Origin of the sequence: Thermoactinomyces intermedius, from assembly GCF_013912365.1 — a bacterium.
GTDB classification, from domain to species: domain Bacteria; phylum Bacillota; class Bacilli; order Thermoactinomycetales; family Thermoactinomycetaceae; genus Thermoactinomyces; species Thermoactinomyces intermedius.
Map to the genome: position 1 here is coordinate 1 of NZ_JACETT010000035.1, position 21,991 is coordinate 21,991.

General features: G+C 47.9%; 19 protein-coding genes and 1 riboswitch. Of the genes, 3 read left to right on the forward strand and 16 right to left on the reverse strand.

Features of this window, described 5'->3' with window-relative positions; genetic code table 11:
- Window positions 1-117: 117 nt before the first annotated feature.
- Window positions 118-963: a D-amino-acid transaminase gene (gene dat, locus H1R82_RS08460; protein WP_181731711.1), complete on the forward strand. Its 846-nt coding sequence runs from the start codon at window positions 118-120 to the stop codon at window positions 961-963.
- A gap of 130 nt (window positions 964-1,093) precedes the next feature.
- Here dat and H1R82_RS08465 read toward each other — a convergent pair whose 3' ends face one another.
- From H1R82_RS08465 to gcvT, 10 genes are all read right to left on the reverse strand, one after another.
- The gene (locus H1R82_RS08465) at window positions 1,094-2,902 is read right to left on the reverse strand and encodes a serine/threonine-protein kinase (protein WP_181731712.1); all 1,809 of its coding nucleotides are present in this window, start codon (window positions 2,900-2,902) and stop codon (window positions 1,094-1,096) included.
- Window positions 2,903-3,212: 310 nt separating this feature from the next.
- On the reverse strand, window positions 3,213-4,028 hold the full coding sequence (lipM, locus tag H1R82_RS08470; protein WP_181731713.1) for an octanoyltransferase LipM: 816 nt from the start codon (window positions 4,026-4,028) through the stop codon (window positions 3,213-3,215).
- Window positions 4,029-4,078: 50 nt separating this feature from the next.
- Window positions 4,079-5,056, reverse strand: coding sequence for an NAD-dependent epimerase/dehydratase family protein (locus H1R82_RS08475; protein WP_181731714.1), 978 nt, complete (start codon window positions 5,054-5,056; stop codon window positions 4,079-4,081).
- A 124-nt stretch (window positions 5,057-5,180) separates the two neighbouring features.
- Window positions 5,181-7,127, reverse strand: a complete 1,947-nt coding sequence (gene ptsG, locus H1R82_RS08480) for a glucose-specific PTS transporter subunit IIBC (protein ID WP_181731715.1) — start codon at window positions 7,125-7,127, stop codon at window positions 5,181-5,183.
- A gap of 171 nt (window positions 7,128-7,298) precedes the next feature.
- Entirely contained in the window at window positions 7,299-8,144 is an 846-nt protein-coding gene (gene glcT, locus H1R82_RS08485; RefSeq protein WP_181731716.1) for a glucose PTS transporter transcription antiterminator GlcT, read from the reverse strand.
- Window positions 8,145-8,319: 175 nt separating this feature from the next.
- Window positions 8,320-9,798, reverse strand: coding sequence for an MFS transporter (locus H1R82_RS08490; RefSeq protein WP_181731842.1), 1,479 nt, complete (start codon window positions 9,796-9,798; stop codon window positions 8,320-8,322).
- Window positions 9,777-10,061, reverse strand: coding sequence for a hypothetical protein (locus H1R82_RS08495; protein ID WP_181731717.1), 285 nt, complete (start codon window positions 10,059-10,061; stop codon window positions 9,777-9,779). The genes H1R82_RS08490 and H1R82_RS08495 overlap by 22 nt, the downstream gene beginning before the upstream one ends.
- Before the next feature lie 213 nt (window positions 10,062-10,274).
- A complete protein-coding gene (gene gcvPB, locus H1R82_RS08500) occupies window positions 10,275-11,735 on the reverse strand; it encodes an aminomethyl-transferring glycine dehydrogenase subunit GcvPB (protein ID WP_181731718.1) in 1,461 nt (486 codons plus the stop codon).
- Window positions 11,732-13,081 carry an aminomethyl-transferring glycine dehydrogenase subunit GcvPA gene (gene gcvPA / locus H1R82_RS08505; RefSeq protein ID WP_181731719.1) on the reverse strand — a complete coding sequence of 450 codons (1,350 nt, stop codon included), beginning with the start codon at window positions 13,079-13,081 and terminating at the stop codon, window positions 11,732-11,734. Before gcvPA ends, gcvPB begins: the two co-directional genes overlap by 4 nt.
- Before the next feature lie 22 nt (window positions 13,082-13,103).
- Complete coding sequence (gene gcvT / locus H1R82_RS08510) at window positions 13,104-14,201, reverse strand: glycine cleavage system aminomethyltransferase GcvT (protein ID WP_181731720.1); 1,098 nt, start codon at window positions 14,199-14,201, stop codon at window positions 13,104-13,106.
- Window positions 14,202-14,363: 162 nt separating this feature from the next.
- Window positions 14,364-14,456, reverse strand: a riboswitch (glycine riboswitch).
- 165 nt (window positions 14,457-14,621) lie between these two features.
- Between gcvT and H1R82_RS08515 the strand changes: the two genes are divergently transcribed.
- The gene (locus tag H1R82_RS08515) at window positions 14,622-16,349 is read left to right on the forward strand and encodes a DEAD/DEAH box helicase (protein ID WP_181731721.1); all 1,728 of its coding nucleotides are present in this window, start codon (window positions 14,622-14,624) and stop codon (window positions 16,347-16,349) included.
- Entirely contained in the window at window positions 16,330-17,136 is an 807-nt protein-coding gene (locus H1R82_RS08520) for a YqhG family protein (RefSeq protein ID WP_181731722.1), read from the forward strand. Before H1R82_RS08515 ends, H1R82_RS08520 begins: the two co-directional genes overlap by 20 nt.
- 61 nt (window positions 17,137-17,197) lie before the next feature.
- On the opposite strand, the gene H1R82_RS08525 is transcribed toward H1R82_RS08520, so the two are convergent.
- The 6 genes from H1R82_RS08525 to H1R82_RS08550 all read right to left on the reverse strand — a co-directional run bounded on the left by H1R82_RS08525 (window position 17,198) and on the right by H1R82_RS08550 (window position 21,954).
- Entirely contained in the window at window positions 17,198-17,809 is a 612-nt protein-coding gene (locus tag H1R82_RS08525) for a class I SAM-dependent methyltransferase (RefSeq protein WP_181731723.1), read from the reverse strand.
- A gap of 75 nt (window positions 17,810-17,884) precedes the next feature.
- Window positions 17,885-18,628 carry an amino acid ABC transporter ATP-binding protein gene (locus H1R82_RS08530; RefSeq protein ID WP_181731724.1) on the reverse strand — a complete coding sequence of 248 codons (744 nt, stop codon included), beginning with the start codon at window positions 18,626-18,628 and terminating at the stop codon, window positions 17,885-17,887.
- 15 nt (window positions 18,629-18,643) lie between these two features.
- Entirely contained in the window at window positions 18,644-19,327 is a 684-nt protein-coding gene (locus tag H1R82_RS08535; protein WP_231564574.1) for an amino acid ABC transporter permease, read from the reverse strand.
- Window positions 19,328-19,470: 143 nt separating this feature from the next.
- Complete coding sequence (locus H1R82_RS08540) at window positions 19,471-20,100, reverse strand: cyclase family protein (protein WP_181731725.1); 630 nt, start codon at window positions 20,098-20,100, stop codon at window positions 19,471-19,473.
- 16 nt (window positions 20,101-20,116) lie between these two features.
- Complete coding sequence (gene zwf, locus H1R82_RS08545; RefSeq protein ID WP_181731726.1) at window positions 20,117-21,655, reverse strand: glucose-6-phosphate dehydrogenase; 1,539 nt, start codon at window positions 21,653-21,655, stop codon at window positions 20,117-20,119.
- A gap of 116 nt (window positions 21,656-21,771) precedes the next feature.
- The gene (locus tag H1R82_RS08550; protein WP_181731727.1) at window positions 21,772-21,954 is read right to left on the reverse strand and encodes a hypothetical protein; all 183 of its coding nucleotides are present in this window, start codon (window positions 21,952-21,954) and stop codon (window positions 21,772-21,774) included.
- Window positions 21,955-21,991: the final 37 nt, after the last annotated feature.

Below are 21,991 nucleotides of genomic sequence, written 5' to 3' on the forward strand. Positions count from 1 at the left end.
TAATACTACTATATATTGAAAATCAAAAGACATCAAATAAAAAAATAGTGAAATATCTTGTTCTTTTTTTTCCTGTCTTGCAAACTATACATATAACACGCGAAAGGATGAAACCTCATGATGATTTTGTATGATGATCAATTCAAAAAACGCGAAGATGTGCGTATTGACATTGAGGACCGTGCCTATCAATTCGGCGACGGAATTTATGAAGTGATCCGGGTTTATGATGGAAAACCTTTTTATTTGAAAGAACATTTAGAAAGACTGGAGAAAAGTGCCAAAAAAATAAGATTAAACCTCCCTTATTCCTTGGACGAGCTGGAGGATCGGTTAAACCAATTAATCAAACAAAACGATTTTACACAAGGAAATCTTTATTTACAAGTCAGCCGGGGAACCGCCCCGAGAAACCACGCTTTCCCGAAAAACAGCGCCCCCCTTCTCATAGCATACACCCAACCGGCCGAACGCCCCGTCAAAGAACAAACGGAAGGGATCCGTGCCATCACGGCGGAAGACATCCGCTGGCTTTGGTGTGATGTCAAAAGCTTAAACCTTCTCGGAGCCGTGTTGGCCAAGCAAGAAGCTCATGACAAGCACTGCAAAGAAGCCATCTTCATCCGGGACGGCATTGTCACGGAAGGAAGCTCCACCAATCTCTTTATGGTAAAAGACGGCATGCTCCTCACACATCCGGCCGACCATTTCATTTTACACGGAATCACCCGAAAGATCACTTTACAATTAGCGGATCAATTGCAAATTCCTGTCAGCGAAAAGAAATTTGGCAAAGAATCCCTTTTTGATGCCGATGAAATCTTTATCACCAGCACCACCATGGAAATCTGCCCGGTGGTGGAAGTGGACGGAAAAACCATCGGCGACGGGTGCCCCGGTCCGCTCACCCGACGGTTGCAAGAAGCTTTTAAACGGCTGATCCCGTCAAAAACCGAAGCTTGAACGCCCACTTTCCGCCCGGTTTCTCATGAGGTTCCGCAAATGAAAAAAAGATGAAAAATCACACTTTCTCCAGAAACAGCCAAGGAAGACCCATCAAATCCGGTCTTCCTTGGCTGTTTTCGGATCATTTTTATTTTTTCGCCTCAATGATTTTAAATCCGGTGTTCCGTAGCGTGACATCTTTGATCAATACAGGGTTTTCCGCCGTATGATTGAGCTCGGTGACATTCGAACCATGAGTCAACTGGATGTTTAAAATATTCAGCGTTGTTGTGACGGCCACCTGAAGGGGTGTTTTGCCATCATAATTGTCCATCCGCTGTTCGGCCACTTTTTTCATATTCCCGTTGACATCAAAAAGCTCCACTTGGTCCTTTTTATCCGACCATACCAAACGGAACCGCTCATCCCCCACGGATTGAATATCCATGGCAAACGATTCATTTGGCGGAGGCTGGATCAAAAAGCCGGAAGCCGCTCCCGCATCCAACCGGACTTGGGATTTTGGAAACACATCCAGGTAATTGCGGTTTTGCTCATCCACCGACAAAATGGCCTGACCGAAATCAATGATCCAAGGCTGATGGTTCAACCAGTCGCGCAGTGCGGATGATTTATCGCTGATGCCATCCACTTTCGGCGCATTCAGCCGGGCCCCTTCATCACCGCGGAATTTGAGCTTCATTTCCCCTCGCATCGGAGTGATACCGACCGCGATCCATTTCTCTTTTTTCCCTTCTTCCTGAAGCGAGATATGTACAGGATTTCCGGAGAGATAATAGATCTCGAAATGGTATTTCTTATTGGGGGAAATACGATATTGATTGCCGGATTTTGCAATCGTCGTGACTTTATCTCCGCCAACCTGATGGAACAGACCGATTTCCCCTTTTTCATCAATATACAAACCGTAAATGGAAGACTTGTCTTCTGCTTCCAGATATCCCAGAAACGTGTTGGTTTCTTTCAGGATGAAATCCCCTTTTAAAACGGAGTTGCCCTGGATGCTTTTGGACAAGGTATACTGATCCTTTTCTTTTGTGAACTGGATCAGCTGATTTTCCCCTTTTGCCTGATTTGCTTTATCCCCGCTGGACACAAACAAACCGGCCAAAGGATTGTCGGATGAATAGCTGTCCTTCGGCTGCCATTGGGCCACCGCCAAGGATACCAGAACCAATGCCGCCGCAGCCACCGTCACGGTTGCATAAACTTTCTTCCGGTTACTCTTTTCTTTTCTTGAGCGGGACAATCCGGCCTCATCCGCATGATGCTGAAGATAATTCTCGATGCTTTCGGCAACTTCTTCAAAATTGCGTTGCCGGTTCAAGGCAAACAACGCCAATTTGGCAATCTTCTGCGGGATTTTCTTTTCGTTTAAAATCTTTTCTGCCGACTTGTGTCCGCCTATCGGCGACTGGCCGGTCAACAAATAGAACAACAATTCACGCCATTTCTCATCATATCTCGGCTTTTCCGGATCTTTCATGTAATAGAACAATAACAGCGGTTTTTGCCCGTTGAGCAAAATGTTTTTCGGATCCAGCGTTGCGCTTAACGGCAGTGGCAAACGGGATAAATCAAGCAATGTTTTAAAGCACCGGTTCACCAAGCGAACGGCAACTTCCGGCTCCATCGCCCGCTCTTTATTCACGATCAAGGGCAAAGGATCCCCAGAAAAAGGCGGATGAACCAAAATGATTTGATCCTTTTCTTCCATGACATCCAGAATTGGTGCCAAGTTAGGATGCTGCAAACGGCGAAAGGATTCGCGATAACCGGACGGTAAAGGTCGACGGGTGATTTTGATGGATTGCAGGAATACCTGAGCACCATCTGGGGATTTTGCTTGCAGAAGTTGTCCGGAAAAAAAATTAATCACGTCTTCCACTTGAAATCTCTCGTAATAACGACGATTTAATCGACTTCCCTGTTTCAACAGCATTTTCCCCTAACTTATAAAAGTTTATTATGATCAAAAAATGGATTAGAGCAATTATAATCAGCAATCTATATGCTATCATAAGAACTCGAAAAATCAAGCAGGATGATCTCACCAGTCCCAATTGATCTCAAAGGAAAATTCAGAAAAAAACTTACGATTATGATGATACTCTGTCCAAAAAAATAAATCAATTCATATATCGAAATAAGAAGAAATAGCAACATAAATTTCATGAAAATTTCATATTCAAACAAAAAAGCTTTCCAACCGAAATGATTGGAAAGCCGAAAACATACATCCCCTCTTATCTGCGCAAGTTCCAATCATCGGAATCATAGCGCTCGCGGATGCGGGCTTGGACCCGCTCTTTTTCTTCCGGTGTCAATTCGCCCGGCTCCAATTTGACGCCGATTCCTTTTTGGAACCCTTCGTAAAAAGCCTGGATAACTTCATCCAACGAAACCGGATGGGACAAAATCCGGTTGATGGCCACCGCTTTTTGCAAAAATTGTTCTTTCAGCCTTTGCCGGACCCGTTCGGAAGGAAATACCAGCAAGGAGAACAACAGATCTTCATCAAAATCCATCAAAATCGAACCATGCTGGAGAACCACTCCGTGTTGCCGGGTTTGTGCACTTCCGGCCACTTTTTTTCCGTCGATCACCAGTTCATAATCCGACGGGGAATCAAAACAAGCAGCCGACATGTGTTCTTTTTTGGTCTTTTGCGGATCGGACAAATAAGCGTTCAACCCCAGCGCTTTAAATCCTTCCAACAGTCCCTGGCTGATGACCCGGTAGGACTCGCTGACGGTTTTGGGCATGATCGGATCCTCTTCCGGCACGATCACGCTGTAGGTCAGCTCCTTGTCATGGAGAACCGCCCGTCCCCCGGTCATCCGCCGGACAAAGCCCAGATTTTTTTCCTTTATGTAAGACAGGTTGACTTCTTTTTTGGCTTTTTGGAAGTAACCGATCGACAAAGTCGGAACCTGCCAACCGTAAAAACGCAAAGTCGGGGGAACCTTTTTCTCCGCGACAAGCTCCATGACCGCTTGATCAATCGCCATATTTTCCGCGGCGGAATATGCCTGGTAAGGCAAAAATCGCCATGTTGTCATTTCCATCACACCTTTGTCATCAAATCCGTTTACTTTTCATGATACAACACTTATTCAAAATCTGCATGCGACCGTTGCCGCTTCTCCCATTCCAATACCTTTTGCAGCGTTTCATCCAGCGGTGTCGCATGATAACCCAACTCCCGAACCGCTTTTTGCGAGGAATAATAAATCGTTCTCCCGGTCAATTTGGCCAAATCCCAAGCAAAAGGCGGTTCCTTCCCGATCAGCCAGGATAAACCTTCCCCCAGCCACGAAACACCTTTCACCAACGGAGCCGGAACCGGATAAACCGTCCGGTTGCTTCCTGCCAAGCGGATGATCCTCTGAAACAGCTCCCGCAAGGGCAGATTGGTCCCCCCCAAGAGATACCTCTCTCCCTTTTTGCCGTGCAATGCCGCCATAAGGTGGCCTTTTGCCACATCATCCACATCACAAACGTTCATGCCGCCTTCCGGTGCAACAAACAATCGCCCTTGCAACACGGAACGGACAAAATTGGAAGCATAATTCCTTCTGCCAAGGATGACCGTGGGGTTAACAATGGTCGCATTAAGCCCTTTTTTGACATACTGCAGCACGACCTCTTCGCCTGCTTTTTTTGCCATGGAATAGCCGACTTTCAGGCGGTCCCCGTTAAACGGGTAGGATTCATCGGCAATTTCATTGAAAGGCAGTCCCACTGCAGCCGCCGAGCTGGTGTGGATAAATTTTTTCACCCCGCTTTTCAGCGCTTCTTCCGCTATATGTTGCGTCCCGTTGACATTGATCCGGAACATGTGCTTTTTTCCGGCTTTTCCCCAAGTCACTTCCCCCGCCACATGAAAAACCCAATCCATCCCTTCACAACAACCGGCAATCGTATCCGGACGGGTCAAATCCCCGGTGCGAAGCGAAATCTTTACCGGGAGATCATGCAAACGGGATGTTTCCCGGTGCAGGACGGTGACATCATACCCTTGTTCCCATAAATAATGCACCAGGTTTCTCCCCACAAAACCGGTGCCGCCGGTGACCAATACCTTCATCCAAACCCCTCCCATTCAAAGATGTTCCATGATCCATTATTTCATATCCATCCGGGCAAAAAACAAGTGGTTCAGCCAATAAACAAAGCGCCGCATGCATGTGCATGCAGCGCTTTGTCTTCCCTTAACCCTTGAAGGAGATGATCTCTTTGTCCCCCCGGGTGACATTTTCTTTTTCGATCTGAACGGTTTTCCCTTCTTCCAGGTTGGTAAATACGATCGGAGAAATGAGCGACGGCGCATTCTCCTTCACAAAATCCAAGTCAAACTCCAGCAATTTTTGCCCTGCTTTGACGGAATCGCCTTCCTGTACAAAGCTTTCAAATCCTTTTCCTTCCAACTTCACGGTATCAATTCCGATATGAATCAGCACTTCACGACCGTTCGGAGTGCGGATGCCGATGGCGTGCTTGGTCGGGAAAAGATTGATGATTTCACCGTCCACGGGGGAAACAACCACTCCTTCAGCCGGCTCGACGGCAAATCCGTCTCCCATCATTTTTTGCGAGAACACTTCATCCGGCACTTTTTCAATCGGCAGAAGTTTCCCGGTCATGGGCGAAACCAACGTTTCCTCTTGGTCATGTTGAACCGTCGCCGGTTCTTCTTTTTTGGTGTCTTTTTCTTTGTCTTTCTCCGTTACTTGCGGGCTTTTTCCCATCATGATGCGCTTCATTTGTTCCTTGATGTTATCTGACTTCGGCCCGAAAATGATCTGGAAGTGATTTCCCATCTCCAGGACACCGGAAGCTCCCAGTTTTTTGAGGCGGTCTTTGTCCACCTGTCCGGCATCATGGACCGAAATCCGGAGCCGGGTAATGCAAGCATCCAAGTTGGCAATGTTTTCTTTTCCGCCCAACGCTTCCAAGACATTGGCCGCAAGTTCCCCGGTCGGCGACGCAGCCGTTGCATCGTCGCTTTCCGCATCATCTTCCCGGCCCGGTGTTTTCAGGTTCCAGAACTGGATGGTAAAGCGGAATCCGAAATAATAGATCACCGCAAAGACCAGCCCGACCGGAATGATTAACCAAGGCTTGGTATCCTGCCCCCAGAACATGATCAAGTCGATCACACCGCCGGAGAAGGTCATTCCGGCTTTAACGCCCAAAATATCCATCATCATGAAGGACAAACCGGCAAACACACAGTGAATGGCATAAAGGACCGGGGCCACAAACAAGAACGAAAACTCAATCGGTTCGGTAATCCCGGTCAAAAATGAGGTCAAACCGGCCGACAACATGATCCCGCCAACCAATTTTTTCTTTTCTTTGCGGGCCGTGTGGTAAATCGCCAACGCAGCCGCCGGCAAACCAAAAATCATGAACGGAAATTTCCCGGACATGAACGTTCCGGCCGTCGGGTCTCCGACCATGAAACGGTTCAAATCCCCTTTGACTATTTGGCCCGTATCAGTGACATATTGTCCAAACTCAAACCAGAACGGTGAATAGAAAATATGATGCAATCCAAACGGAATGAGGGAACGCTCGATCAAACCGAAGATGAAAGCCGCAACCGCCGTATTTTGGGTTGTCACAATTTTGGACAGGTTATCGATTTGATCCTGAATCGGCGGCCATACAAAGAAAAAGATCAATCCAAGCAAAAACGCCGAAACAGCCGTTACAATCGGAACAAAACGTTTTCCTCCGAAAAAGCCGAGGAACGAAGGCAGTTCGATATCGTGAAAACGGTTATACAAATAGGCGGCAACCGCCCCGATGATGATTCCTCCGAACACACCCATCTGCAAAGTGGGAATTCCCAGCACATCGACGGTTTCCACTTGATTTAACTTTGCCATTTCCCCCAGGGTGGTGTTCATGATCAAATACCCGACGACGGCAGCCAATCCGGCTGTCCCTTCCCCGCCGGACAAACCGATCGCCACCCCGATGGCAAAAATCAATGCGAGGTTTTGAAAAATGATGTTTCCTGCACTTTCCAAAATGCTGATGTCCAGCTTATTCCCGAATGCCAAAAGCAATCCGGCAGCCGGCAAAATCGCAACGGGCAGCATCAATGCTTTTCCGATTCGTTGCAAGACGCCAAACAAATTTTTGAACATGCAAATTACCTCCTCTGTTTCTCCTATTTTGCCCTTTTCTCACGCAAAAAGGCATGAGCAAAAAAAGCAGACAGAAAGCGCTTGCACAAGGTGCAAACCGCTCTCGCAGCTTTTTCCACTCATGCCTGATCGAATCAGTAACACGTGGTAAAAGAACAAAAACAGGAATATTTACTTTTTATCAGACCAAAGTTGTTGCAGATGTAAGGTCAAATAACTGATCTCTGCAGGATACACCGGTTTGTTCAGTTCCTTTTCCATCACTTTGGCTAGTTTCCAAGCCATATTGTAACACAAAGGATACTGAGTTCGCAACATTTCATTCATCCCTTCGGGTTCCGAAATACTTTCCCCTTTTTCCGTCCGTTCAATGGCATAACGCAAGTGTGTGACCAAACGCATATAGGATAAACTTTGCTTGTCCAGTTTTTGACCCAGCGTATTTTCGACAAATCGAATCAATTTTAAGATTAATTTGGAATATTTCTGAAGTTCCGCCAAATGCCGCCTCGTCAAAGCGCTGTGAATGTGAAGGGCAATGAAACCGATTTCTTCTTCCGGCAGATGCACATCCAGCCGCAGGTTGATCCACCGGACAATCTCTTCGGCAACCTGATATTCTTTTTGATATAACGTTCGCGTTTCGATCAGAAAAGGGTTGTGAAAAGAAAGCCCCTGCTCGGTTCTCTTGATCGCAAAAGCAATGTGGTCCATTAAAGCGACATGAATATGCTCATTCAAAGGGGATTGAAACCGGTCCTGAATATGCTGAACCACTTCATTCATCACTTCCACCAACCGATCATCCACTTGGTTCAGCAATTGCTTGTATTGTTCTTGTTCCTTCGGATCATATAAGACAAAACATTTCTCCACTGTTTTTTCATCGATAACGGCGCCGGCTCTTTTATGGAATCCCAAGCCTTTCCCGATTAAAACCGTTTCTCCAAAGACCGGGTGAACGGCTATGACCACATTGTTATTCAATATTTTTTTTATACGAAACAATCCGCTCACTTTTTCCATCCTCACTTTACTCGTTGCCTATGTGCTTTGAGTATACGTGAACATGATTTTCTTTTCAATAACAGTGTAACCATACTCGATAATAAAAAAAGTTCCTTTTAAGGGAACTACCCTGAAAGGAACTTTTCCAAACGGAAAAATGAACAAGATGAATTCAAGGAAAACGTTATGGTTGTCCGGTCAGTTCTTCTTTCTTTTCATGGATTTGACGGGCTTCTTCCTGCCACCATAATGCTTCTTCAGGATTTTCCATAATTTCCTTGATTTCGTGACGTTCTTCCACAACCGGCAACGATCCCCGGAGCGCTTTTCCGGATGTTTCCTTCACGAACCAGGTGACCACCAGCATTCCCACCACCGATGCGAAAATCAGGTAATACGCCGGAACCATCCGGTTATTCGTCTGACTGATGAGCCAGGAAACAACAAGCGGTGTCGTCCCTCCGAACAAGGAGGTCGAAATGTTATAAGTGATCGCCAATGCCCCGTTGCGTACGTTGGTAAAAAACAAAGAAGGCAAGACCGACAGCATGGTTCCCTGAAATGTGGAAGAAAAGACCGCCAACAGCATCAATCCGGCAAACACAAGGATGGCATTGCCGCTTCCGATGAGCAAAAACGCCGGAACGGATAAGAGGATCAACCCGACCAAACCGCCCTGCACGATTTTTTTGGCTCCGATCCGGTCACTGGCATATCCCATCAACAAGACGATCGGAATCATGATCAGCATCACAACCACAATCAGCAGCAGCCCTTCGGCTTCCCCGTAACCAAGCACGGCGGTCAAATGCGAAGGCATGTAGGATAAAACCGTATAATTGATGACATTATAGGAGAATACCACAAACAACCCAATGAGAATCGGACGCCAATGAAGCCGGAGGATGTCTTTGACGGATGCATGTTCATCATTTTCTTCCTCCGGTTTGTCACTTTCCATCGCCTCGTAAACCGGCGCTTCATCCAACTTGTTCCGGAGATAAAAACCGATCAGTCCGATCGGCGCGGCAACCAAAAACGGAATTCTCCATCCCCACGCCAACATGGTCTCTTCACCCAAAAGATAGGTCAGCACCGTGACCAATCCGGCCCCGGCAATATATCCGACGAGGGTTCCCACTTCCAAACCGCTGGACATAAACCCTCTTTTTTTATCCGGCGTGGATTCGGCGATATACGTCATGGCGCTGGCATATTCTCCGCCGGTGGAAAAGCCTTGGGCCAAACGCGCCAACAGCAACAAAATCGTTGCGGTGGATCCGATGGAGGCATAACCCGGAATCAAACCGATACTCAGTGTCGAAACGGCCATGATAATCAAAGTGACCGACAGAATATTCTTTCTTCCGAACCGGTCTCCCAACATGCCGAAGAAGATCCCGCCGATGGGCCGCACGAGAAAAGCGATGGCAAATGTGGCAAACGAATAGACCAATTGCATGACTCCGCTTGCCTCCGGAAAGAACACTTGTCCGATGGTGGCTGCCAGGTAGGAATAAATCCCGAAGTCAAACCATTCCATCGCATTCCCGGCGGAAGTGGCCATGACCGCGCGCTTGGATTCCTTGGCATCCACCACGGTAATGTCGTCTTTTTTCAGTTTCATCTTTAACTTTTTTCTCAATCGGTTTCTTTGCTCCATTTTTTCTTCCAACCGGCAATTCCTCCTTTTGGCAGTCGGTTAATCTTAATGTGTCCGCATTTCAACAGAATTAAAACCGGCAAACCCCGGTCAAAAAAACAGTCCTTTCCAATTGGAAAGGGCTCTTCAGTCATTGGTTTATCCAATTTGATTCTCATCAGAAAACCGCCATCAGCCAAAATCCGCCCAAGGATTGATTGCCACTTGCACCTAAGACTTTCCGCTTTGTAATCCAACCATCGCTCCAGTATTCCTTCATCCAAACGTTATTTGATTTTCCTTGTTCCGGTTTGTCCATCGGTCACCGGCGAACCCGTGAAAAACGTCCTGGTCCATTCATCCCGTTCACCTTCCCTCACATATATATACCTCTTTTGGCGGCAAATAAACGTGAAATTGCGGAAACTCTGGAAAATCAGGCTCCCAATAAAAAAGCACAAACGAAGGGCACGCCCCCGTTTGTGCTTTCATTTTATTCATTGGTCCGGTTTCGTCCAACGCACGACCGGCTTTCTTGCCGCCTGCACTTCATCCAATCTTTTCAATACGGTATGGTGCGGGGCTTCCTGCACGATCTCCGGATTTTCTTCCGCTTCTTTGGCAATTTGAATCATGGCCTCCACAAAGGCATCCAAGGTTTCTTTGCTTTCTGTTTCGGTCGGTTCAATCATCAGGCACTCATCCACGATCAGCGGGAAATAAATCGTCGGCGGATGCATGCCGAAATCCAGCAATCGTTTGGCCATATCCAGGGTCCGTACCCCCAATTTCTTCTGTTTTTTGCCGGACAAGACAAATTCATGTTTGCAATGTTGCGGATACGGCAGGTCGAAATAAGGCTCGAGCCGACGCATCAGATAATTGGCATTTAATACGGCATCTTCTGACACCCGGCGCAAACCGGCAGGCCCCATCGTCCGGATATAGGCATATGCACGGACCAAAATCCCGAAGTTTCCGTAAAACCCTTTGATGCGGCCGATGGAGCCGGGAATATTTTCATCGAGATAATAATTTCCCTCATCATCCTTTTTCACGACCGGGGTGGGCAAAAACGGCGTCAATTCCTTTCGCACCCCGACCGGTCCGGCTCCCGGGCCGCCACCTCCATGCGGGGTTGTAAACGTTTTGTGCAAGTTTAAGTGCACCACGTCAAATCCCATATCTCCGGGACGGGCAATCCCCAAAATCGCATTGGCATTGGCCCCGTCATAATACAGCAACCCGCCCGCTTCATGAACCAGGTCGGCAATTTCCAGAATTTGTTCTTCAAACAAGCCCAAGGTGTTGGGGTTGGTCAGCATCAGGGCTGCTGTATCTTCCCCCAAAACTTTTTTCAGTTCTTCCACATCCACCAGGCCTTTTTCGTTGGAAGGGATGGTGATGGTTTGAAATCCGGCGACGGAGGCACTGGCCGGGTTGGTTCCGTGTGCCGAATCCGGAACAATCACTTTGTTTCGCCCGCTTTCCCCGCGCGATTCATGGTAAGCACGAATCAACATCAAGCCGGTCCATTCCCCTTGCGCTCCGGCGGCTGATTGCAACGTCACGGCATCCATTCCGGTAATTTCGGCCAGGTCGTTTTGCAATTCATACAGAAGTTGCAAAGCGCCTTGAACCGTTTCTTCCGGCTGATAAGGATGGATTTGGGCAAATCCGGGATAACGGGCCACGTCCTCATGCACTTTCGGATTGTATTTCATGGTGCACGATCCCAAGGGATAAAAGCCGTTGTCCACACCGTGGTTGCGTCTGGACAATTCCGTATAGTGACGCATCAAATCCAGTTCGGACACTTCCGGGAGTTCCGCCGGTTCTTCCCGAAGCAACTCTGCTGGCAGATCATCCACGTCGGGCACATCCGACTCCGGCAAACTGTATGCCACACGCCCCGGGCGGCTCATTTCAAAAATCAAGGCTTTCTCTTTGTTCTTCATAAGATTTCCTCCAATCTTTCTGCCAACTGGTCGATTTCTTCTTTGGTCCGCACTTCGGTCACTGCCATCAGCATCTGTTTCTCCCAAGCCGGGTTCAACTTTCCAAGATCATATCCGCCGATCATTCCGTGGCGGAGGAGGGCTTGATTGACTTCTGCGGCCGGGCGGCTGAGTTCAATCACAAATTCATTGAAGAACGGTTGCTGATAAACCGGTCGAACCCCCGGAACCTGTGACAGGCGTTTTTGCGCGTAATGGGCTTTTTTGGTGTTTAACCAGGCCACTTCCTGCATGCCTTTTTTCCCCAATGCCGACATGTAAACGCTGGCGGCCAGGGCCATCAGTGCCTGATTGGAACAGATATTGGATGTCGCTTTGTCGCGGCGGATGTGTTGTTCCCTGGCCTGCAAAGTGAGAACAAATCCGCGCACCCCGTCTTCATCCACGGTTTGCCCCACAATCCGTCCCGGAATCTTGCGCATCAACTTTTTTGTCGTCGCAAAAAACCCGCAGTGGGGGCCTCCGAAAGAAGCCGGGATTCCCAAAGGTTGTGCATCCCCGACAACAATGTCCGCTTTATATTGGCCGGGCGGTTTCAAAATGCCGAGAGACAACGGATTGGTGCTGACAATCAACAAGCCTTTATGCGCATGGGCAATTTCTTCAATCCCCTTTAAGTCTTCAATGTTCCCAAGGAAATTCGGGGATTGGACAAGGACAGCCGCCGTTTTTTCATCCGCCAGCTGCCGCAGCGCTTCGATGTCGGTCACTCCGTCTTTGGCCGGCACCATGACAATCTCCCATCCGAATCCTTTGGCATTGGTTTGAAGAATCTGGACGGCCTCCGGATGGATGGTTTCAGAAACGATCATTTTTTTCTGACGGGAGGCCCCTGCCGCCACACTGGCTGCTTCCGCCAAGGCGGTAAATCCGTCATACATGGATGAGTTGGCCGCTTCCATGCCGGTCAGTTCACAAATCATGGTTTGGAATTCAAAAATGGCTTGCAGTTCCCCTTGGCTGATTTCCGGCTGGTAAGGGGTATAAGCGGTATAAAATTCCGACCGCGAGATGACATGATTCACTACACTGGGAATATGGTGTTCATACACGCCGGCTCCCAAAAAAGAAACATATTGGTCCAACGAAGCATTTTTTCCGGCCAGACGGGCCATATGCCTCACCAAAGCCGGCTCACTCATCGCTTGGGGAAGGTTTAATTCGCCTTGAAAGCGCACTTCTTCGGGAATCTCTGCAAACAACTCCTCAACCGATCCGACTCCAATGGTTTTCAACATTTCTTTCCGATCCTGATCCGTCATCGGCAAATAACGAAACTTTGTCATATCCGACCTCCGCCTTTCTCTTTTACTTCTCGCGCTGATAAAAAGGGGTTTTGACGATTTTCGCTTTCAATTTTTTCTTGCGGATTTGCACTTCCACTTCTTCACCGGTTTTGGCATATTCTGAACGGATCAATGCCAACCCGATATTCTTTTTTAACGTGGGGGACTGTGTTCCCGTGGTGACTTCCCCGATTTTTTCTTCCCCCCGGTAAACAGGGTAGCCGGTGCGCGGAATTCCCCGCTCCGCCATTTCCAGTCCGACCAGTTTGCGGGGAGCGCCTTCTTTCTTTTGCAAAGCCAAGACGTCCCGCCCGATGAACTCCCCTTTATCCGGTTTGACGGCAAAGCCCAACCCTGCTTCGACCGGGGTAATCGTTTCGGACAGTTCTTGTCCGTATAACGGGAGTTTGGCCTCAAAGCGTAAGGTGTCCCGTGCTCCCAATCCGCAAGGCAAAACACCTTCCGGCTTTCCTTCCTCCAGAATCGCCTTCCACAACCCGGGAGCGTCCTCAGCGGAAAAATAGATTTCAAACCCGTCTTCCCCGGTGTAACCGGTTCGTGAAACCAGACATCCTTTGACTCCGGCAATCTCGGTTTCCTGTTGGAATTTGAAAAATGAAATCGATGATAAATCCGTTTCCGTCAAGCGTTGCAATACCTGTTCCGCCAGCGGCCCCTGCAAAGCAAGAAGCGCCACTTTCTCGGAAATGTCTTCCACAACCACTTGTCCGGAAGCATGTTGTTTGATCCAGTCGTAATCTTTATCGATATTTGAAGCATTCACCACCAGCATGAATGTTTCTTCTCCTGTCCGGTAAATCAACAGGTCGTCGATGGTTCCGCCATCCTCTTTGCACATGATGGTATATTGCGCGGCTCCCGGTTTCAGCTTGGAAACATCATTGGTGGTCAGCTTTTGCAGCAGATCCAAAGCACCCGGCCCGCTGACCATGATTTCTCCCATGTGGGAAACATCAAACAATCCGGCTTTGGTTCGGACCGCTTCGTGCTCCTGTTTGATGCCGGAAAACTGGACAGGCATTTCCCAACCGCCAAAAGCAACCATTTTGGCGTCATCTTTGTAAACTTCATACAACGGAGTTTTTTTCAGCTCACTCATGTCTGGTTCCTCCTTACTTCATGGGTCATGAAAAAAAGACAGAATGTCCCCTGTCACGGGAAAAACACTCTGTCCTTATGACCTGAGAGTTGCTTTGCGAAATGAACGCAAAGTTGCCCCTTTGGTGGCTGTGATCCAAAAGACCAGCACTCTCCAGAGGTGCGTCCAGCGGGCCTCCTTTTGCCTGAGAGATTCGCCTTCTTTCAAGGCTTGCTCCTTCGGCGCCACGGATGTGGTCTCTCCTCCCGCCTTCAACCGCCGAACGATATTTGGTTATCTACCCCTCATTTTGCCATAATTCACGATTATTTTCGAGGTTATTATATAAAAAAGTTCGTTTTTATTTCCCCATGCATTCATTTACTTCGTTTGAACCATACTATAACAGGATTCATGACTATCAGAAAGGTGGATCGACGGATGCATTCACCCCCGATTCGTTTTGACCGAACATGGCTTCAATCCTTTCTGACCCAAGCGGAAACAGACCAAAACTGGTCCACATGGGAACGCTTCCAATTGGCGGTGGAAGCGGCCGAAAAAAAGATCATCCCTTCTTTTGAATCTATCCAATGTTTGAAACAAATTCAAGGGTTTGAACCGCTTCCGCACCAAATTGAAGTCGCAAGGCGTGTCATCAACGAAATGCGCGGCCGTGCCATCCTGGCGGATGAAGTGGGACTCGGAAAAACCATTGAAGCCGGTTTGATTTTCAAAGAATATCTGATCCGCGGACTGGTCAAGCGGGCTTTGGTTTTGGTGCCTTCATCTTTAGTATTGCAATGGACCCGGGAATTGAATCAAAAATTTGACATCCCGGTCATGGCCCAAAAGAAAGTCTGGATGTGGGACAAATATGACTTTTTAGTCGCTTCCATCGACACCGCCAAACGAACCCCCCACCGCGAACATGTGTTGAACAAGCATTATGATCTGGTCATTATCGATGAAGCCCACAAACTGAAAAACCGGCGTACGAAAAACTGGCAATTTATTAACCAGTTGCAAAAAAAATATTGTCTGTTGCTGACGGCAACGCCTATTCAAAATGAGATACAGGAATTATATAACCTGGTGACCCTTTTAAAACCGGGGCACCTGGGAAAACAGTCCGATTTTAACAGCGATTATGTCGCAGGAAAACGAAAAGCCAAAAATGAGGCCCAACTGAAAGAGGAAATTCAACGCGTGTTGATCCGAAACCGCCGCTCCGATCAGCAACTACCGTTGACCAAACGGCATGTTCAAACCATTTCTATCGAACTTTCCGGTGCCGAGCGGGCTCTGTATGACGGCATCACAAACTTTGTACGCCAAAGATACCACAAATCATCCGACATGCAAAACACGCTTTCCCTTTTGGTTTTGCAAAAAGAAATTTGCAGCAGCCGGGACGCGGTGTTTCATACTTTATTTAAACTACTGCAAAAAGAGGCAAAAGGTCAATCCGAAATTTCGCCGGAGATTTCCAATCTGATCACGCTTTTAAGAAGCATAAAATATTCTTCCAAAGCCAAAGCCGCCGTCGAATTAATCCGCCGCCTGTCCCCGGAAAAAGTGGTGTTGTTTACGGAATACCGCGCAACCCAGGAAATGCTGATGCGGGAATTACTCAATGCCGGGATTCAAGCCGTCCCCTTTCGCGGCGGATTTAACCGGAATAAAAAAGACTGGATGATGGAGCTGTTCCAAAAAAGGGCCCAGGTTCTTGTCGCGACGGAGGCAGGCGGCGAAGGCATCAATCTCCAATTTTGCCGCCATATGATCAACTATGACATGCCCTGGAACCCGATGCGGGTGGAACAACGAATCGGCCGGATTCACCGGTTGGGGCAAAAAAGCGATGTGTATATTTATAATTTTGCCACCTTAAACACCATTGAGGAGCATATCATCTGGTTGCTGCATGAAAAAATCGATCTTTTCCGGTCCGTCATCGGCGAACTGGAAGTCATTTTGGAAAAAATGGATTGGGAAAAAGACGTGGAACAAAACATTATGCGGGTTTGGCTGGAAGCGAAAGATGACGGGGAAGTCCGCAAGCAACTGAGCAAATGGGGAGATGCCTTTTTTGAAACGAAAAAAGCGGTCCTGAAAGATCGGAAGGAAAAAGAGGATGTGTTGCTTTATGGATCCAGCCCAAGTTAGAGAGTGGACAGAGAAATACCTGAAGCTTTATCAATGCCCGGTCATTGAATCGGGCCCTTCTTATCTGATCACACAATTATCGGTCGAAGCCGATAAAGATTTGCTCAACCGTCCCTTCTACTGGATGTACGTTGAAAAAATGAACATTCCGCCCAAACCGGTCCAACTTTGCTTTATTTTCGATCCAAAAAACCATCCTCCTGACATCCGGGGGGAAATACTGCATTACGGGTCCCCCCGTTTCCAAAAAATGCTCCAATCCGCGCAAAAACACGGAAAATTTGTCCGTTTGTACGAAGATCCCGGCTGGCAACCAAGCCACTCGCCATCCAAGCCCTACACGCCCTGGCTGTTGGTCAATTATCAGCTTTCCTATGTTTGTGACCAGAAAAAGGATCGCTTGTGTTCCCTTGGCATCAATTTGTTAAACGGGGAAATTGCCGAGTCGTTTTATGACCGTCTGAAAAACCGAAAATGGTTGAACCGCCTGCCTCCCCACCGCTATCTCCCTGCACAGGGAATGTCTTTGACTGAAGCCGTCGGCGAATTGGAATACTATCTGGAAGACCAATTGAAAGAAGAAGACCAGACATGGGCAACCAAAGCAAAAGAACGATTGCGCATGGAACTGGAGCAATTAAATGCCTTTTATCCGGATGATGAGGAAAACCAAGGCGAAGAAATCCGGCTGGAAAAGAAAAACCGGGAACAAGAATTGGTTTGGCAATTCCATCCCCGCATCGAAGCGGAGGTGGTCAATGCCGGACTGTTTTACATGGAATCATGAAAAAACAGGGTGTGGCTTAAACCCGGCACACACCCTGTTTCCGTTTGGCCTTATGTAACTTTTAACGTTTGGTGATCAAGACGATATTCCCCGGGATCCCGTTGGTCTGTCCCATCAGGCGCAAGGGAAGAATGGGGCCGAGAGTGAAATGATCGGGTGAAAACAGCGACTCAATCGTTTCCTTGGCCAGCGGTTTAATGGCAATTTCCCTTTCGCCGGCCGCTTCTTTCAGCTTATCGGTCAATTCGCGGCAACCCCGCAATAACAATTGTCCGCCCGGTTTTAAAACGCGCAGAATCTCTTTCACGTACCGGGGCCGGTCTTCTTCCGGAATCACATGCAGGCAACCCCGGTCATTGGCAAAATCAACCGATTCATCCTCAACGGGAAGCGCCAAAGCGTTTCCTTGTTTGAAATCGACTTTAACCTTTGCTTCTTCCGCCCGTTTTTTCGCCAGTTGAATGGCATTGGACGAAAAGTCCACCCCGGTGACATCAAATCCGCATTTCGCCAGTAAAATCGATTCCCATCCGCCGCCGCAACCGATGTCCACCCCACGCTTTCCCTCTGGTGGCAACCCTTTGACGGCAAATAACGCAACCAGTTCCGATGAAGCTGTTCCAAAATCCCAGTTTTTAAAGTCGCCGGTTTCGTAAGCTTGATTCCAGTCCATCTCCATCCCCCATTTTGGTGAATAATGAAATGACAAAATTATTATATTCCCTTTTCCTTTAAAAAAGAAACCACGTCACGGATTCAGTAATTTGGACAGAAATTGACGGGTGCGTTCCTCTTTGGGATTCACAAAAATTTCATCCGGCGATCCCGATTCGATCACTTTTCCGTGATCCATAAAAATGATTTGGTCCGCCACGTCACGGGCAAAAGACATCTCATGGGTGACAATCAGCATCGTTTGCTGCTCCCGGGCCAGCTCTTTCATCGTTTTCAGCACTTCCCCGACCAGCTCCGGATCCAGCGCCGAAGTCGGTTCATCAAAAAGCAGCACCTCCGGTTCCATCGCCAACGCCCGGGCAATGGCCACGCGCTGTTGTTGCCCTCCGGAAAGCTGGCTCGGAAACACATGCTTTTTGTCGGACAATCCCACTTTTTCAAGCAATTGTTCGGCTTTTTCCCGTGCCTTTTGCTTTGATTCCTTTTTGACCACAACCGGCCCTTCCATCACATTCTCCAGCACCGTACGATGCGGAAACAAGTGAAATCCCTGAAATACCATCCCGGTTTTTTCGCGCAACTTCCGGATTTCCGCCGGCGCGATTTTCCGGTCTCCGAACGACAGTGTGACATTGGAAATGGTCAATTGTCCCCGGTCGGGGGTTTCCAGCAGATTCAAGCAACGCAACAGGGTCGATTTTCCCGATCCGCTCGGACCGATGATGCAAACCACTTCCCCCTGGCGGACCTCCAACTCAATCCCTTTCAATACTTCCACATCACCAAACGATTTATGAAGATCTTTGATCCCGATCACAGCTGCTCCCCCTTTCTATGCCGCATAACGTCCATACCGTTTTTCCAGTTTTTCCTGGACAATGTTCAGCAATGTACAAATCACCCAATAAAAGAATGCGACCAAAATGTACACCGTCATGTAATCAAAAGCGCGGGCACCGACGATTTTGGCATGATAAAACATTTCGTTCACCGTGATCATCGCCAACAAAGAAGTATCCTTCACCAAACTTAAAAAGGTGTTCGCCAAAGACGGGAGAGCCACCCGGGCCGCCTGCGGAATAATCACCCGGCGCATCGTTTGCCAATAAGTCATGTTGAGGGACGATGCGGCTTCCCACTGCCCTTTGGGAATGGAGAGAATGGATCCCCGGATTGTTTCCGCGGAGTATCCCCCGACATTGAGCGACAAACCAATGATCCCTGCCAGCGTGGCCGTTAGCTTGATGCCGATCACCGGAAGCCCGAAGTACAAGATAAATAATTGCACCAACAAAGGCGTCCCGCGGATAATGGAGATGTAGGCGCGGGCAATCCACTGAAACAAAAAGTTTTTGGACATGCGGCCGACGGCGGTGATTAAGCCGAGCAAAAGCCCGATTGCCATGGACACCAAGCTCATCCAGATTGTGGCCGCCAACCCTTCCAAAATGTAAGGCGCGCTTTCAACCGCCAATTCAAGGTCAAATAATTGTTCCCAGCGAATTTGCGTTAACACATCCATTTTTTGACACTCCATCGTAAATATATTCTAAGTCTATCAATTTACTTTTATTTAAAGGTGGATGATTCTATCATAATCAGACCCTGACTCCGTGTCAAAGCAAAAAAGGCGACACGAAGTCGCCTCTTTTTCCTTCGTTATGCCCGGATCCCTTCCATCAGGATCACCCGCGCCGGAGCGGCTTCCGTTTCCATCAATTTAATCGGCAGAGCCACCATAAAATAAGTTCCTTCCGGCACTTCTTTCAACCACAACCCTTCCATGATGATCACACCGGCTTGGAACAAAGATTTGTGAGTGGGATGCCCCGGTTGCGAGCGTTCGATCCCGAGCGCATCAATCCCCACGCCTCTTACTTTCTTCTCTGCAAGAAACTTGGCTCCGTCTTCTTTTAAATAAACAAATTCAAAATCAAATTCGTCTTTCCCGGAGTTTTTGGTTTTCAGCAACAAAAACTCGCCGGGTTGGATATCTTTGGCTTCAAGATCCTCTTTGCCGATGCCTCCTTCCACCTCGGAAAAATCCAACACCCTCGCTTTTCCGACCAGATGTTCCAGGGGAATGGTTTCCATCGTTCCCCCGTCCGGAAGCATGTGAAGCGGCGAATCGACATGGGTACCACAATGCACATCCATCGTGATTTTGGATTCTCTGGCTGCGGCTGTGTCAAAATCCTGCACGACTTGGATCAACGGCTTCTTCGTTTCTTTGTTTTTGTAAACAGGCATGTCCGGTACAATCGGCATGGAAACATCATAAATTTTCATGGCACACTCTCCCTTGTTATGTAGTTTTCAATTCACCGGCCGTGACCACCTGAGGATCGTTTTGAAGGATGGGCGGCCACCAATGGTGTCCTTCTTCCGCCAACAAATCATGCGCTGCTTGCGGACCCCAGGTTCCACTTTTGTAAAAATGGAGGGAATCTTGTTCCTGCGTCCAGGCTTGATGCACCGGATCAATAAACTTCCATGACAGCGCCACTTCTTCCCAATGCGTAAAGAAGGTCTGATCCCCGACAATCGCATCATAAATCAATGATTCGTATGCTTCCGGCGAACGCTGTTCACAGTTGTGGCAGAATTCCAGTGCAACGGGCACAATTTGATGGTCGGATCCGGCTTCTTTGGCGTTTAGCACCAATTTGACGCTTTCTTCGGGATGGATGCTGATGACAAGCAGATTGGGCCGCAAATTATTTTGCTTGTTGAAATAAATCCGGGGCATTTCCTTAAATTGAATCACAATTTGCGTCACTTTTTCCGTCATGCGCTTGCCGGTCCGGATATAAAAAGGAACACCGGCCCAACGTAAATTATCCACAAAAAGTTTGGCCGCGACAAATGTTTCCGTCATGGAACGGGGATCGATGCCTTTTTCTTCCCGGTAAGCAGGCACCGGTTTTTCCCCCATGACTCCTTCCTGATATTGAGCCCGCACAAAGTATTTTCCCACTTCCTCTTGATCATAACGTCTGAGCGAGCGCAACACTTTGATTTTCTCATCATGGATCGCTTCCGTTTTCAACCGGCTGGGCGGCTCCATGCAGACCATCATCAACATCTGCAGCATATGATTTTGCACCATGTCCCTCAACGCCCCGGCCTGATCATAATAACCGGCCCGCTGCTCAACGCCCACCGTTTCACTGGCCGTGATTTGGACGGATTCAATATATTGATGATTCCAGATCGGTTCAAACAAAGAATTGGCAAACCGCAACACTTCGATGTTTTGCACCATTTCCTTGCCCAAGTAATGGTCAATCCGGTAAATTTCTTCCTCGGTAAAGGCTTTTTTGATCTGTTCATTCAGTTGCTTGGCCGATTCATAATCATGCCCGATCGGTTTTTCGATGATGATTCGTTTCCAGCCGTTGGTCCGGGTCAATCCGGATTCTTTCAAATGTGAGGAAACCGTTCCGTATAAATCCGGAGCAATCGCAAGATAGAACAGACGATTCCCATTTCCTGCTCCTTGCCAAGCTTTTTCTTTTTCATCGATCAATGTCTTCATTTGTTGATAGCCGGCCGGATCGTCGACACTGGAAGTGACAAATTGGAAGTGCCGGATGAACCGGGACCATTCCTCTTCGTTTTCGGCTTTAATTCTTCCAAACGAATGGACGGAATCTTTCACGGCTTGGTGAAAATCCCCGACGTTTCGGATCGAGCGGCCGATTCCGATCACCTGAAAATCCTCCGGCAACTGTTCTCTTTTATATAAGCTGAACAATGCCGGGAACAATTTCCGTTTCGCCAAATCACCCGTCGCTCCGAAAATCACCAAAGAAAAAGAACCGACAGATCTATTTGAAGTCATTCTACTCCCATCCTTTCAACCAGAAACCAACATTCATCCTTAATATGTGTTTCATGTGATGCAGTCATTCTGAAACACATATTTTCAATTCTAACAAATGTCATCAACCAATGGATTCAAAGAACGAAAAGCATATAATTCTTAACTTTCTTTCTCATTGTTTTTTTTGATGGCAGAAAAGATTTATAAAATAACCCTCCTTCCCCGCTTTCATCCGAACATTGCCCATCTCCCTTGCCCGCCCCCTGAAACCAGCCGTCCCGCATGATTCCTGATGCGCGTGTTTTTTCTTTTTCCATTTAAATTTTTCCTCATTCGACTCTTTTTAACGATCCG

Bases quoted from the DNA above. Each gene is read 5' to 3' on its own strand.
- gcvPB (WP_181731718.1), bottom strand. From the start codon at position 11,735: ATGAAGAACAAAGAGAAAGCCTTGATTTTTGAAATGAGCCGCCCGGGG.
- H1R82_RS08520 (WP_181731722.1), top strand. From the start codon at position 16,330: ATGGATCCAGCCCAAGTTAGAGAGTGGACAGAGAAATACCTGAAGCTT.
- H1R82_RS08515 (WP_181731721.1), top strand. From the start codon at position 14,622: ATGCATTCACCCCCGATTCGTTTTGACCGAACATGGCTTCAATCCTTT.
- lipM (WP_181731713.1), bottom strand. From the start codon at position 4,028: ATGACAACATGGCGATTTTTGCCTTACCAGGCATATTCCGCCGCGGAA.
- gcvPA (WP_181731719.1), bottom strand. From the start codon at position 13,081: ATGACAAAGTTTCGTTATTTGCCGATGACGGATCAGGATCGGAAAGAA.
- H1R82_RS08475 (WP_181731714.1), bottom strand. From the start codon at position 5,056: ATGAAGGTATTGGTCACCGGCGGCACCGGTTTTGTGGGGAGAAACCTG.
- H1R82_RS08550 (WP_181731727.1), bottom strand. From the start codon at position 21,954: ATGGAAAAAGAAAAAACACGCGCATCAGGAATCATGCGGGACGGCTGG.
- dat (WP_181731711.1), top strand. From the start codon at position 118: ATGATGATTTTGTATGATGATCAATTCAAAAAACGCGAAGATGTGCGT.
- H1R82_RS08525 (WP_181731723.1), bottom strand. From the start codon at position 17,809: ATGGACTGGAATCAAGCTTACGAAACCGGCGACTTTAAAAACTGGGAT.
- H1R82_RS08540 (WP_181731725.1), bottom strand. From the start codon at position 20,100: ATGAAAATTTATGATGTTTCCATGCCGATTGTACCGGACATGCCTGTT.
- zwf (WP_181731726.1), bottom strand. From the start codon at position 21,655: ATGACTTCAAATAGATCTGTCGGTTCTTTTTCTTTGGTGATTTTCGGA.
- H1R82_RS08490 (WP_181731842.1), bottom strand. From the start codon at position 9,798: ATGGAGCAAAGAAACCGATTGAGAAAAAAGTTAAAGATGAAACTGAAA.
- gcvT (WP_181731720.1), bottom strand. From the start codon at position 14,201: ATGAGTGAGCTGAAAAAAACTCCGTTGTATGAAGTTTACAAAGATGAC.
- ptsG (WP_181731715.1), bottom strand. From the start codon at position 7,127: ATGTTCAAAAATTTGTTTGGCGTCTTGCAACGAATCGGAAAAGCATTG.